12 protein-coding genes are annotated in these 12,178 nt (G+C 66.1%); 5 read left to right on the forward strand and 7 right to left on the reverse strand.

Going from position 1 to position 12,178, the window contains the following annotated elements:
* Window positions 1-13 precede the first annotated feature (13 nt).
* The 3 genes from RS901_RS11830 to RS901_RS11840 are packed head-to-tail and all read right to left on the reverse strand — an operon-like array spanning window position 14 to window position 3,302.
* Window positions 14-739 (reverse strand): Coq4 family protein, encoded by a 726-nt coding sequence (locus tag RS901_RS11830; RefSeq protein ID WP_316148958.1) that lies wholly within the window; start codon window positions 737-739, stop codon window positions 14-16.
* A 17-nt stretch (window positions 740-756) separates the two neighbouring features.
* Complete coding sequence (locus RS901_RS11835) at window positions 757-1,740, reverse strand: alpha/beta fold hydrolase (RefSeq protein ID WP_316148959.1); 984 nt, start codon at window positions 1,738-1,740, stop codon at window positions 757-759.
* Window positions 1,737-3,302, reverse strand: a complete 1,566-nt coding sequence (locus RS901_RS11840; protein WP_316148960.1) for an NAD(P)/FAD-dependent oxidoreductase — start codon at window positions 3,300-3,302, stop codon at window positions 1,737-1,739. The genes RS901_RS11835 and RS901_RS11840 overlap by 4 nt, the downstream gene beginning before the upstream one ends.
* An 84-nt stretch (window positions 3,303-3,386) precedes the next feature.
* On the opposite strand from RS901_RS11840, the gene RS901_RS11845 reads away from it, so the two are divergent.
* Window positions 3,387-4,013, forward strand: a complete 627-nt coding sequence (locus RS901_RS11845) for a TetR/AcrR family transcriptional regulator (protein ID WP_316148961.1) — start codon at window positions 3,387-3,389, stop codon at window positions 4,011-4,013.
* 6 nt (window positions 4,014-4,019) lie between these two features.
* On the opposite strand, the gene nth is transcribed toward RS901_RS11845, so the two are convergent.
* Both nth and rsxB read right to left on the reverse strand, forming a co-directional pair.
* Window positions 4,020-4,664, reverse strand: coding sequence for an endonuclease III (gene nth, locus RS901_RS11850; protein WP_316148962.1), 645 nt, complete (start codon window positions 4,662-4,664; stop codon window positions 4,020-4,022).
* Window positions 4,661-5,470, reverse strand: a complete 810-nt coding sequence (rsxB, locus tag RS901_RS11855) for an electron transport complex subunit RsxB (RefSeq protein WP_316148963.1) — start codon at window positions 5,468-5,470, stop codon at window positions 4,661-4,663. The genes nth and rsxB overlap by 4 nt, the downstream gene beginning before the upstream one ends.
* 297 nt (window positions 5,471-5,767) lie before the next feature.
* On the opposite strand from rsxB, the gene RS901_RS11860 reads away from it, so the two are divergent.
* Window positions 5,768-6,403 (forward strand): TetR/AcrR family transcriptional regulator, encoded by a 636-nt coding sequence (locus RS901_RS11860; protein WP_013956107.1) that lies wholly within the window; start codon window positions 5,768-5,770, stop codon window positions 6,401-6,403.
* 52 nt (window positions 6,404-6,455) lie between these two features.
* Here the strand turns inward: RS901_RS11860 and RS901_RS11865 are convergent, their stop codons facing one another.
* Together RS901_RS11865 and RS901_RS11870 are read right to left on the reverse strand one after the other, a co-directional pair.
* Window positions 6,456-7,715 carry a polyhydroxyalkanoate depolymerase gene (locus RS901_RS11865; RefSeq protein ID WP_013956108.1) on the reverse strand — a complete coding sequence of 420 codons (1,260 nt, stop codon included), beginning with the start codon at window positions 7,713-7,715 and terminating at the stop codon, window positions 6,456-6,458.
* 312 nt (window positions 7,716-8,027) lie between these two features.
* On the reverse strand, window positions 8,028-9,224 hold the full coding sequence (locus RS901_RS11870) for an amino acid aminotransferase (RefSeq protein WP_010809033.1): 1,197 nt from the start codon (window positions 9,222-9,224) through the stop codon (window positions 8,028-8,030).
* A 240-nt stretch (window positions 9,225-9,464) separates the two neighbouring features.
* Here RS901_RS11870 and uvrB point away from each other — a divergent pair, with 240 nt between their 5' ends.
* The 3 genes from uvrB to RS901_RS11885 all read left to right on the forward strand — a co-directional run bounded on the left by uvrB (window position 9,465) and on the right by RS901_RS11885 (window position 12,159).
* Window positions 9,465-11,549, forward strand: a complete 2,085-nt coding sequence (uvrB, locus tag RS901_RS11875; protein WP_316148964.1) for an excinuclease ABC subunit UvrB — start codon at window positions 9,465-9,467, stop codon at window positions 11,547-11,549.
* Window positions 11,550-11,615: 66 nt separating this feature from the next.
* Window positions 11,616-11,915 carry an antibiotic biosynthesis monooxygenase gene (locus tag RS901_RS11880; RefSeq protein ID WP_316148965.1) on the forward strand — a complete coding sequence of 100 codons (300 nt, stop codon included), beginning with the start codon at window positions 11,616-11,618 and terminating at the stop codon, window positions 11,913-11,915.
* 22 nt (window positions 11,916-11,937) lie between these two features.
* Window positions 11,938-12,159: a hypothetical protein gene (locus RS901_RS11885; RefSeq protein ID WP_013956112.1), complete on the forward strand. Its 222-nt coding sequence runs from the start codon at window positions 11,938-11,940 to the stop codon at window positions 12,157-12,159.
* The last annotated feature ends 19 nt before the right edge of the window (window positions 12,160-12,178 follow it).

Below are 12,178 nucleotides of genomic sequence, written 5' to 3' on the forward strand. Positions count from 1 at the left end.
GCACGCGGCGGCTTCAGGCCGTCCATTCCTGCACGGGATTGCAGGCCAGGTAGCGCCGGGGTTCGGCAATGCCAAGCCGCGTGCGGGCCGCGTCGATGGGTTCGTGCAGCAGCTTCTCGTAGTCCTCGCCCAACAGCCATTGGGCGCGGCGGCCCAGCCGGTAGCCCTCCAGCACGGCCCGCGCAAAGGCCAGGCTGCCGCTCACGCGCAGGCTCTTCAGCGACGCGGCGATGGCGATGAAGGCCCAGCCCTTGCCGCTGGTCTGCGCATAGCTGAATGCCACCAGTGCGGCTTCGCCAAGGCTTTCATCGGCCCGGTAGCCGGTGAGCACATGCCAGATGTCGTGGATGTCGCGGGTACGCCGGCCGAACCACAGGTAGGCGTCCTCGACCAACGGTTCCTGGTCCAGGTTCGAGACCTTGGCCAGCCCGTCAGCGCTGTAGCCGGTCTGTTCCAGGAACGCGCGATAGGCCGCGCCCACCGTGCCCGGTGCGAACCTGGCCACGTAGGCGGGATCGGACAGACGTTCCGCCAGCTCGATGCGCTGATAGACCATGCGCCGCCCGTCGGGCGTGCTCAGCAGGCGGTTGAAGTTGCGGGGCATGGACGGCCCGTTGAGCGCGCGCATGATGCGGAACACCTGCTCCGTGTCGTTGCCATTCGCCATCAGCTTGCGAACGGCCTGGAACGCGGTGAAGACATCCTGCTTGTAGGGGTTGGAACCGGTGGTGGTGGCCATGGGCGGGGCTCCGTAGGTCAGGCGACCTGCGCCTGGGCAGGCGCGGGTATATGCAGCCGGGCGGCGGCGTCGCGGACGAAATCGACGCTGGTATCGATGGCGGTCACCGGCAGCATATGCCCGCCGCTGACCAATGTCAGCGTGGCGCCCGGGACCTTGGCGACAAACGCTTCGCCATGCTCGGCAAAGTCCAGGATGCGGTCTTCGCGGCCGTAGAGGACACTGACCGGCACGCGCAGCGTGCCGTAGCGGTGCAGCAGCGCCGGCAGGCTATGCGCGGCACCGATCAGGTCTTCGGACGCGGCCAGGAAGTGGCAGGGCCGCAGCGCCAGCAGGCCGCCTCCGCGCGTCGGGAAGTCGTCCGGCACCGGGTCCGGGCCGAATACGATGTCCATCACGGCTTCGCGGCGCCGTATCGACATCGGCACCACCAGCGTCCATGCCATCAGCCGGCGCAGCCACGCGCTGGGCACGGTCATGGCCTGGAAGACCGGCGAGATCGCCTTGGGCGGGTGCGTGAGCGGCGCGATCAGTGCCAGCCCGCCCACGCGCTCGGGGTGGTGGATGGCCAGCGCCAGCGCAATCGCACCGCCCAGCGAATGGCCCACCACCAGCGGACGCTCCAGGCCAAGCTTGTCGCACAGCGCGGCGAGCGCCGCGGCCTGTGCCGGCAGGTCCGCGGCGCTGCCCGGCGTGCGTGTGGAGTGGCCCGCGCCGGGGCGGTCGACGGCGATCACGCGGAAGTGCTCGGCAAGCGGCCCGATCATGCCGTAGCCAAAATTCTCAAGCTGGCCGGACAGGCCATGCACCAGCAGCACCGCCGGGCCCTGGCCGCGCTCCACAACATGCAGGCGCGCGCCGGGCACGTCGACAAAGCGGCCGGGCGGCGGCATGGCGGCTTCGATGCGCCGGGCGGTGCGCCACGTGAACAGAGACAGCGACGCGCCCAGCACCAGGATCAGCCCGATCAGCACCGCGAAGACGGTCAGGAAGATGGTCATGATTGCACCTCGCTGGCGGCAACCGCCGGCACCGTGTTGTTGTCCGTGGTGTCCTGGCTGTCCCGGTGCGCCCGGTGTGCCAGGGGAGAGGGCGGCGGGACATCGAACTGCAACATGCCGTCCGCGATGCGCCCGTGCCGGATCGTCAGCAGGTCTTTCAGGTAGTTCTGATGCACGCGCCATGGCTTGCGATGACCTTGCCGGGGCAGCACGGTGGCGGCACGCTGCACGTAGCCGGAGGTGAAATCCAGGAACGGGGTCGGCTCTACGTCAGCGGGGGCGCGCGGCACGGCAATGCGGTGGGCGTGGCGATCCATGTGACGCAGCAGGCGGCAGACGTACTCGGCCGTGAGGTCGGCCTTGAGCGTCCACGAGGCATTGGTGTACCCGAAGGCCAGCACTAGGTTGGGCACATCGCTCAGCATCATCCCCTTGTAGGCCAGGCATTCTGCGGGGCGGCGCGGCTGGCCGTCCACGGTGAGCGCAATGTCGCCCAGCATGTTCAGCTTGAGGCCGGTGGCCACCACCACGACATCCGCGGCCAGCGTCTTGCCGCTGGCCAGCACGATGCGGTCTTCGGTGAACCGGTCGATGGTGTCGGTCACCACCGATGCGCGCCCGTCGCGGATCGCGCGGAACAGGTCGCCGTCGGGCACCAGGCACAGGCGCTGGTCCCACGGCCTGTAGCGGGGCGTGAAGTGGGTGCCGACGTCATAGCCTGGTGCCAGTTGCGCTGCCGCCATGCCGATCAGGCGCTGCCTGACGCGGTCCGGCCGGCGCCGCGCCAGCTGGAAGAACATCATGCCCAGCAGCACGTTCTTCCAGCGCGTGGCGGCGTAGGCCAGCCGCTCCGGCAGCACGCGGCGCAGCTTGTGGGCGATGGCGTCCTCGCCGGGGCGCGTCACGATATAGGTGGGGGAGCGCTGCAGCATCGTCACGTGCGCGGCGCTGTTCGCCATGGCCGGCACCAGCGTGACCGCCGTGGCGCCGCTGCCGATCACCACCACGCGCTTGCCGGCGTAGTCGAGCGATTCGTCCCAGAACTGCGGATGCACCATGCTGCCGCGGAATTGTTCTTCGCCTGCAAATTCGGGCCGGTGGCCCTCGGCATAGCTGTAATAGCCTGCGCACACATAGAGAAAGCGTGCGCGCAGGCGCAGCCGGCTGTGGTCCGCCGTGCGTTCGGCTTCGACCGTCCAGCAGGCTTCGGCGCTGTCCCATGCCGCGCTGACGACCCGATGGCCAAAGCGGATATGCGACGTGATGCCGGCCTCTTCGGCGGTTTCGCGGATGTAGGCGCGAATCGACGGCCCGTCGGCGATGGCCTTGGCGCCGCGCCAGGGCTTGAAGCGGTAGCCCAGCGTGTACATGTCCGAATCCGAGCGGATGCCGGGGTAGCGGAACAGGTCCCAGGTGCCGCCCATGGCCTCGCGCGCCTCCAGGATGGCATAGCGCTTGCCGGGGCAGCGCATTTGCAGCTGGCGCGCGGCGCCGATGCCGGACAGGCCGGCGCCTACGATCAGGACATCGAGGACTGCGTCATCGGAACTTGGGGCGGTCATGGCGGATCCGGACGAGTGGCACTTCTGACAACATAGATTGTCAGAAGCGATCCGGCAAGTAATCTGACAATAGGGAATGTCATAATGGCGCGCATGACGACCGAGCTCACCCCCGCGCGCCGCTACCGCGGCGCCGAAGCCGAAGAACGACGTGCCCAACGCCGCGTGCAGCTGATTGCCGCGGCCGTGCAGGTCTACGGCGAGCGCGGCTACCAGAACGCCACCGTCAAGGCCGTGTGCGAGGCCGCGGGCCTGACCGAACGGTATTTCTATGAATCGTTCGCCAACAGCGAGGCCTTGCTGCTGGCATCGTTTCAAACAGTGACCCACCGCTTGCTGCACACCCTCGCCCTGGCGGGCGAGGGGGCCGGAGGCGACGGCCAGCAACGCGCGCTGGCCATGCTGCGCGCCTATTTCGGGGCGCTGCAGCGTGAGCCGCGTTCAGCGCGGGTGTTCCTGGTGGAAATCCGCGGCGTCAGCAAGCTGGTCGACGGGGCGCTGGCGGATTCGCTGGATGAATTCGGCGGGCTGCTGGCGCATGCGCTGCTGCCGCCGGGACGCAAGCTGGATCCGTTGCTGACGGCGGGGGTGGCGGGCGGGGTGGTCCACATCGCCCTGCGCTGGATCACGCACGGCTACGCGCCCGATGTGGAGGTGGTCGCGCTCACGGCGCTACAGCTGGCCCTGGTGCTGGCGCACGAGCCGGACTAGGCCTGGTTACAGCTGCGGCGCCGGCGTCTTTTCCCTGAATTCGCATAGCGGCTCGATCACGCAGTGCCAGCACTCGGGCTTGCGCGCCTTGCAGACGTAGCGGCCGTGCAGGATCAGCCAGTGGTGGGCATCGTGCAGGAACTCATGCGGCACGCACTTGAGCAGCTTCTGCTCGACGATCTGCACGGTCTTGCCCGGCGCCAGCCCGGTGCGGTTCGATACCCGGAAGATATGCGTGTCCACCGCGATGGTGGGCTCGCCGAACGCGGTGTTGAGCACCACGTTGGCGGTCTTGCGGCCCACGCCCGGCAGGGCCTCCAGCGCTTCGCGCTCGGGCGGGACCTTGCCGCCGTGGCGCTCGACCAGGATGCGGCAGGTTTCGATCACGTGCTTCGCCTTGGTCTTGTACAGCCCGATGGTCTTGATGTACTCGCTGAGGCCGGCTTCGCCCAGGTCCAGCATCTGCCGCGGGGTATGCGCCACCGGGAACAGCCGCCGCGTGGCCTTGTTGACGCCGACGTCGGTCGCCTGTGCCGACAGCAGCACGGCGATCAGCAGTTCGAACGGCGAGCTGTATTCCAGTTCGGTGGTCGGGGCAGGGTTGGTTTCGCGCAGCGTCTCAAAGATGGCACGGCACTTGGCGGCGTTCATTGTTTTTCTTCTGGGTCGGTATTGGCGTTCTGGTCGGATCCAGGCTGGGCAAGCCCCGCACGCGCGCGCCGTGCTTCGGCGGCGTCGATCTGGGCCTGCACCGCAGCCGAGACGTTCTCCGTATTGCGCGGCTGCGCGGCCTGCTGCTTCTGCCGGGCACGTTCGATCGCGGCCTGGATGATGGCGCGCTTGCGTTCCTGCGCGGCGCGCTCGGCATCGTTTTCCGGCGCTTCGGCCTGCACCGCGGCCAGCTTGGCGGCGGCCTTGGCGGCCAGGCGCGCGTCGTTTTCCTCGCGCTCGCGCACCAGCCGCGCATTGCGCGCCAGGTAGCGCGCGTGCGCGGCATCGGCCTGCGCCTGCGACCACGCGGCCCAGCCGGTGCGTTCGCCGGTGACCGGGACCATGTCGATGCAGTCGACCGGGCAGGGCGCCACGCACAGGTCGCAGCCGGTGCACCAGTCAGGGATCACCGTATGCATCTGCTTGGCGGCGCCGGCAATCGCATCGACCGGGCAGGCCTGGATGCAAAGCGTGCAGCCGATGCAAAGGCTCTCGTCGATGCGGGCCACCGCGCGCGGCTGTTCGCTGCCGCGTTCCGGGTCCAGCGGCAGCGGTACGGTGCCCAGCACCGCGGCCAGGCGCACGATTCCTTCCGCGCCGCCGGGCGGGCAGCGGTTGCAGGCGGCTTCGCCGCTGGCCATGGCTTCAGCGTAGGGGCGGCAGCCGTTGAAGCCGCATTTGGTGCACTGGGTCTGGGGCAGCAGCGCTTCGATGCGGTCGGCAAGGGACTTGACGGCGGGATTCACGACTAAGGGCAGGAAAAATCAGGGGACAAAACAGGGACCAAGGCCGGATCAGAACGGTCAAGACACGAAATTTGCGGGGCACTGTGAGGGTTTGGCGACATAACAGCCGAACCCTGCGGCGGACAATAGGCCAGCGACCCTGCGGCACCGGGATCTCTGTGGACCCCTGCGAGCCATCGCACCGCAAGGATTATCCCCGATTTCGCCGGCGGGCAGAAACAGCGATGATGCGCGCACCGCCGGATTGCCGCATTCCGGCCTATGCCATAATCCGCGCAACGATCGACCAGCCACCCCATGTCAACTGAGCCCAAGACCAAACGCGACCCGGAAGGGACGCGCCGACGCATCCTCGCTGCGGCCACCGAGGAATTCGCCAAGGGGGGTCTGGCCGGCGCCCGCGTCGACCAGATTGCCCGGCGCGCGGAAACCAACGAACGCATGCTGTATTACTACTACGGCAGCAAGGAAGGCCTCTTCCTGGCGGTGCTCGAGAAGCAATACGCCAATTTCCGCGCCGACGAGGAGCAGCTGCACCTCGTCGACGAAGACCCGGTCCAGGGCGTGCGCACGCTGGCGCGCTTCGTCTGGGACTGGTATTACGAGCATCCGGAGTTCATCCGCCTGGTCAACAGCGAGAACCTGCATGAGGCCCGGCACCTGAAGAAGTCGGCGCAGCTGCAGCAGCTGATCAACCCGGTGGTGGATGTGCTGGCCGACGTGATCCGGCGCGGGCAGGAACAAGGCGTGTTCCGCGACAATATCGACGTGCCGCAGTTCTACCTGACGATTTCCGCGCTGGGCTACTACGTGCTGTCCAACCGGTACACCATCAGTGCCGTGATCGGGCGCGACGTGGCCTCGCAGCAGGAGCATGAGCGCTTTGCCGAGCTGCATTCGGAAATGCTGCTCAGCTACCTGAAGAAGCACTGAACCTCCCGGCCCGATCCCGCAAGAAGAAACGCCCGCGATCGCGGGCGTTTTTTTACTTGGTGGCCGAGGCCTGGTGGTACTTGCGGATAAAGTCGCGCAGCTGCGGGTAGATCTCTTCGCGCCAGCGCCGGCCCGAGAAGATGCCGTAGTGGCCGCAGTGTTCCGCATTCAGGTGCTGCTTGCGGGCTTTCGGGATGCCGGCGCACAGGTCGTGTGCCGCGGCGGTCTGGCCCGCGCCGGAGATGTCGTCAAGCTCGCCTTCGACGGTCATCAGCGCGGTGCTCTTGATGTCCTGCGGCCGCACCGGATTGCCGTCGATGGCCCAGGTGCCATTGGCCAGGCGGAACTCCTGGAACACCTCGCGGATGGTGTCGAGGTAGTACTCGGCGGCCATGTCGAGCACCGCGTTGTATTCGTCGTAGAAGCGCACGTGGGCGTCGGCGTCGTCCGCATCGCCCTCGACCAGGCTCAGGTAGAAATCATAGTGCGAGGAAAGGTGCCGGTCCGGGTTCATCGCCACGAAACCGGCATGCTGCAAAAAGCCCGGGTAGACGCGGCGCCCGTGGCCGGGGTAGTTGGCCGGCACGGTGTAGATGACGTTGTTCTCGAACCACTCGAACGACTTGTTGGTCGCCAGCGAGTTGACCGCGGTGGGGCTCTTGCGGGCGTCGATCGGGCCGCCCATCATCGTCATGGTGCGCGGCGTCTTCTCGCCGGCCGAGGCCATCAGCGAGATCGCGGCCAGCACCGGTACCGTGGGCTGGCACACCGAGATCACATGCAGGTTCTCGGCGCCGATGTGGCGGATGAATTCCTGGATGTAATAGATGTAGTCGGACAGGTGGAACGTGCCATCCTCCACCGGCACCATGCGTGCGTCGATCCAGTCGGTCACGTAGACCTTGTGGTCCTGCAGCAGCGTGCGCACCGTGTCGCGCAGCAGCGTCGCATGGTGGCCCGACAGCGGCGCGGCCACCAGCACCACGGGCTCATCCTTGAGCAGCTTGATGGTGTCCGGGTCGTCGGCATAGCGCTTGAAGCGCACCAGCTTGCAGAAGGGCTTCTCGAGCACGGTCTGCTCGACGATGGGGATGTCGCGCCCGTTGGAGCGCACCGACTTGATGTCGAATGCCGGTTTTTCGTATTCCTTGCCGAGCCGGTACAGCAGTTCATAGCCGGCAGCCAGGCGGGGTGCGCCGGGAACCAGCGAGAGCGGGCTGAGGGGGTTGGTGAAGGTCTTGGCCGTCGCCTGGGCCCACGCGGTCAGCGGGTGCAGGATCGAACGCTGGAACTCATGCAATTGGTAGAGCATGCCTTTTCTGCCTGGGGTCTAGCTATGAGGTACGTACTACCAGGTACTAATGTACTGACAATACACCGTGGATCGTGGCGCCGATTATGCCCTTAACCGAACGACCGTGCTAACGATCTTGCTCTGCAGCATATACCTTAAGGTACATCCATTGCTGCGGAAAACAATAAGGTAAAAGGCTGATTTCTTGATGACATTGGGCTGATAAATCGCAAACAAATGCAAAAAGCGGCCGAAGCCGCTTTTTGTGCATTGCTTTGTGACGCTTGCGCCAGTCGCCACCTGTTGCGGTGTGGCGACTTCAAAAGGCTTTTACATCACAGCTGCGATCGCATCGACGACGGCGTCGATGTTGCGGCTGTTCAGCGCGGCCACGCAGATGCGGCCGGTGCCGACGGCGTAGATGCCGTGCTCATTGCGCAGGCGATCCACCTGGGCCGAGGTCAGGCCCGAGTACGAGAACATACCGCGCTGCGCCTTGACGAAGGAGAAGTCCCCCGGCACGCCCTTGGCGGCCAGCTTGTCCACCAGCGCATGGCGCATCAGCTTGATGCGGTCGCGCATCTCGGCCAGTTCTTCTTCCCACATGGCGCGCAGTTCCGGGCTGTTCAGCACGGTGGCAACCACGGTGCCGCCGTGCGTCGGCGGGTTGGAATAGTTGGTGCGGATCACGCGCTTGACCTGCGACATCACGCGCTGCGCTTCTTCCTTGCTGGTGGTGACGATCGACAGCGCGCCCACGCGCTCGCCGTACAGCGAGAAGCTCTTCGAGAACGAGCTCGACACGAAGAAGGGCAGGCCGGAGTCCGCGAACAGGCGCACGGCGGCGCCGTCCGGGTCGATGCCGTCGGCAAAGCCCTGGTAGGCCATGTCCAGGAACGGGATCAGGTTGCGTTCCTTGACCAGTTCCACCACCTGCTTCCACTGCTCGGGCGACAGGTCCACGCCGGTCGGGTTGTGGCAGCAGGCGTGCAGCACGACGATGGTGTTGGCCGGGAACGACTTCAGCGATTCCACCATGCCGGCAAAGTTCAGGCCGTGGCTGGGGGCGTCGTAGTAGGCATAGTTGACCACCGGGAAGCCGGCGGATTCGAACAGTGCGCGGTGGTTTTCCCAGCTCGGGTCGCTGATGGCGACCTTGGCGTCCGGGTACAGGCGCTTCAGGAAGTCGGCGCCGATCTTCAGCGCACCGGTGCCGCCGAGTGCCTGTGCCGTCACTACGCGGCCTTCGGTGATCAGCGGCGATTCCTTGCCGAACAGCAGCGTCTGCACGGCCTGATCATAGGCGGCGATACCTTCGATCGGCAGGTAGCCGCGCGGGGTGGCGGTAGTCAGACGGGCCTTTTCGGCCTCCTGGACGGCGCGCAGCAGGGGGATTTTCCCTTCGTCGGTGAAGTACACGCCAACGCCCAGGTTGACCTTGGTCGGGCGGGTATCGGCATTGAAGGCTTCGTTGAGGCCCAGGATCGGGTCGCGCGGGGCCATCTCGACGGCAGAAAACAAACTCATTTGGAATCTCGTGGTCGGCAATGAATGAAAACGGGAAGGCGTAGAATGCTTCGGACTGCGCTGGCGGCTGGCAGGCCCCGTTCCCTTCCGGCGGGAAGTGGCTTGAAGCGGGGGCCGTCAACCCCAAGATTCTAGCGTATCCGCCCGTTTTCCTGAGGTTTTTCCCTAATCTCGCCGCGCCTTCTTTCGTTATTTCTTTCCTTACTCGTACCGCTACCTCTCCAGCCACTTACGCCCCTTATGTCGAACCTTGCCGAAGCCGCGCCGGCCCTGGACGAAGACAAATTCGTCACATTTCCCGGCTCCCCGTTCCAGCTGTACCAGCCGTTCCCGCCCGCCGGCGACCAGCCGGAGGCCATCCGGCAACTGGTGGAGGGGGTGGATGACGGCCTGTCGTTCCAGACGCTGCTGGGCGTGACGGGCTCGGGCAAGACCTTCACCATGGCGAACGTGATCGCCCGCATGGGGCGGCCGGCCATCGTGTTTGCCCCGAACAAGACGCTGGCGGCGCAGCTCTACGCGGAATTCCGTGAATTCTTCCCGCGCAACGCCGTCGAGTACTTCGTCAGCTACTACGACTACTACCAGCCCGAGGCCTACGTCCCGCAGCGCGACCTGTTTATCGAGAAGGACTCATCGATCAACGAGCATATCGAGCAGATGCGGCTGTCGGCGACCAAGAGCCTGCTGGAGCGCCGCGACACCATCATCGTGGCAACCGTCTCGGCGATCTATGGTATCGGCAACCCGACCGAATACCACCAGATGATTCTCACCTTGCGGGCCGGCGACAAGATCAGCCAGCGCGACGTGATCGCGCGGCTGATCGCGATGCAGTACACCCGCAACGAGACCGATTTCCAGCGCGGCACCTTCCGCGTGCGCGGCGACACCATCGATATTTTCCCGGCCGAACATGCCGAGATGGCGGTGCGGCTGGAGATGTTCGACGACGAAGTCGAGTCGCTGCATTTCTTCGATCCGCTCACGGGCCGCGTGCGCCAGAAGATCCCACGCTTCACGGTCTACCCGTCGAGCCACTATGTGACCCCGCGCGAGACCGTGCTGCGCGCGATCGAGGCGATCAAGTCGGAGCTGCGCGAGCGGCTGGAGTTTTTCCACAAGGAAAACCGGCTGGTGGAGGCACAGCGGCTGGAGCAGCGCACCCGCTTCGACCTGGAAATGCTGTCCGAGCTGGGCTTCTGCAAGGGCATCGAGAACTATTCGCGGCACCTGTCCGGTGCACGCCCCGGCGATCCGCCGCCGACGCTGGTCGACTACCTGCCGCCGGATGCGCTGATGTTCCTGGACGAGTCGCACGTGCTGATCGGCCAGCTCAACGGCATGTACAACGGCGACCGCGCGCGCAAGACCACGCTGGTGGAGTACGGCTTCCGGCTGCCCTCGGCGCTGGACAACCGGCCGCTGAAGTTCGACGAATTCGAGCGCAAGATGCGCCAGGTGATGTTTGTCTCGGCCACGCCGGCGCAGTTCGAGCAGGAGAATGCCGGGCAGGTGGTGGAGCAGGTGGTGCGTCCGACCGGGCTGGTCGATCCCATCATCCTGGTGCGCCCGGCGACCACGCAGGTGGACGACCTGGTGTCCGAGATCCACGCCCGCGTCGAGGCCGGCGAACGCGTGCTGGTGACCACGCTGACCAAGCGCATGGCCGAGCAGCTGACCGAGTTCCTCTCCGAGAACGGGAACAAGGTGCGCTACCTGCACTCGGACATCGACACCGTCGAGCGCGTGGAGATCATCCGCGACCTGCGCCTGGGCACCTTCGACGTGCTGGTGGGCATCAACCTGCTGCGCGAAGGCCTGGATATTCCCGAGGTGTCGCTGGTGGCGATCCTCGATGCGGACAAGGAGGGCTTCCTGCGCGCCGAGCGCTCGCTGATCCAGACCATCGGCCGCGCCGCGCGCAACGTCAACGGTACCGCCATCCTGTACGCGGACCGCATGACCGAGTCGATGAAGAAGGCCATTGGCGAGACCGAGCGGCGCCGCGCCAAGCAGATCGCCTTCAACGAGGCCAACGGCATCACGCCGCGCGGCGTGGTCAAGCGCATCAAGGACATCATCGACGGCGTCTATAGCGTCAGCGATGCCAAGGCCGAGCTGCTGGCGGCGCAGGAGCAGGCCCGCTACGAGGACATGAGCGAAAAGCAGGTCTCCAAGGAAATCAAGCGCCTGGAGAAGCTTATGCTGGACCATGCCCGCAACCTGGAATTCGAGCAGGCGGCGCAGGTGCGCGACCAGCTGGCCAAGCTCAAGGCGCAGGTGTTCGGCGCCAGCGGAGATGGCGCGCTGCCCCCCGCCTGATACGCGTGGTGCCGGCTCCGGCTGGCCTATAGTGAAATGCGTCACACCTGATCTAGGAGGCGCATCATGGTAAAACTTGGACTGTGGGTACCGCTGGAGGCCAGGCCGGGCAAGGAGCAGGAGGTTGAGCAGTTCCTGCGCGACGGGCTCGCGCTGGTGGAGCAGGAGGCCGGCACCACGGCCTGGTTCGCGCTGCGGCTGGGCCCGTCGATGTTCGGCATCTTCGATGCTTTCCCCGATGAGTCAGCGCGCGAGGCGCACCTCGGCGGCAAGGTTGCCGCGGCGCTGATGGCCAGGGCGCCGGAGCTGTTCATGGCGACGCCGCCGATCCAGAAGCTGGAGGTGGTGGCGGCCAAGCTGCCTTGATGGCGAACGACAAGGAGCTACGATGGAACGCCAGTTTGAATACGGCGGCTACGCGGTCGTGGTCAGCGCGGTCCCGAATGCCGCAGGCGGGTTTGCGGCGCAGATGCGCATCGCCGATGCCTTCGGCGAGCCTTCCGGCCCCAGCTTCGAGGCGATTGCGGGCGACGCGCCCACGCCCGAAGGGGCCATCGCCCTGGCGGAGGCCGGCGCCATGCGCGCGATCGACGCCGGCGAGGTCAACTAGCCAGGCATCCCCCATTTTC

The organism is Cupriavidus sp. BIC8F (assembly GCF_032465815.1).
Taxonomy (GTDB): Bacteria; Pseudomonadota; Gammaproteobacteria; order Burkholderiales; family Burkholderiaceae; genus Cupriavidus; species Cupriavidus necator.

Coding starts and splice junctions, on each gene's coding strand:
- RS901_RS11830 (WP_316148958.1), bottom strand. CDS start 739: ATGGCCACCACCACCGGTTCCAACCCCTACAAGCAGGATGTCTTCACC.
- RS901_RS11840 (WP_316148960.1), bottom strand. CDS start 3,302: ATGACCGCCCCAAGTTCCGATGACGCAGTCCTCGATGTCCTGATCGTA.
- nth (WP_316148962.1), bottom strand. CDS start 4,664: ATGAACGCCGCCAAGTGCCGTGCCATCTTTGAGACGCTGCGCGAAACC.
- RS901_RS11835 (WP_316148959.1), bottom strand. CDS start 1,740: ATGACCATCTTCCTGACCGTCTTCGCGGTGCTGATCGGGCTGATCCTG.
- RS901_RS11860 (WP_013956107.1), top strand. CDS start 5,768: ATGTCAACTGAGCCCAAGACCAAACGCGACCCGGAAGGGACGCGCCGA.
- uvrB (WP_316148964.1), top strand. CDS start 9,465: ATGTCGAACCTTGCCGAAGCCGCGCCGGCCCTGGACGAAGACAAATTC.
- RS901_RS11865 (WP_013956108.1), bottom strand. CDS start 7,715: ATGCTCTACCAATTGCATGAGTTCCAGCGTTCGATCCTGCACCCGCTG.
- RS901_RS11885 (WP_013956112.1), top strand. CDS start 11,938: ATGGAACGCCAGTTTGAATACGGCGGCTACGCGGTCGTGGTCAGCGCG.
- RS901_RS11880 (WP_316148965.1), top strand. CDS start 11,616: ATGGTAAAACTTGGACTGTGGGTACCGCTGGAGGCCAGGCCGGGCAAG.
- RS901_RS11870 (WP_010809033.1), bottom strand. CDS start 9,224: ATGAGTTTGTTTTCTGCCGTCGAGATGGCCCCGCGCGACCCGATCCTG.
- RS901_RS11845 (WP_316148961.1), top strand. CDS start 3,387: ATGGCGCGCATGACGACCGAGCTCACCCCCGCGCGCCGCTACCGCGGC.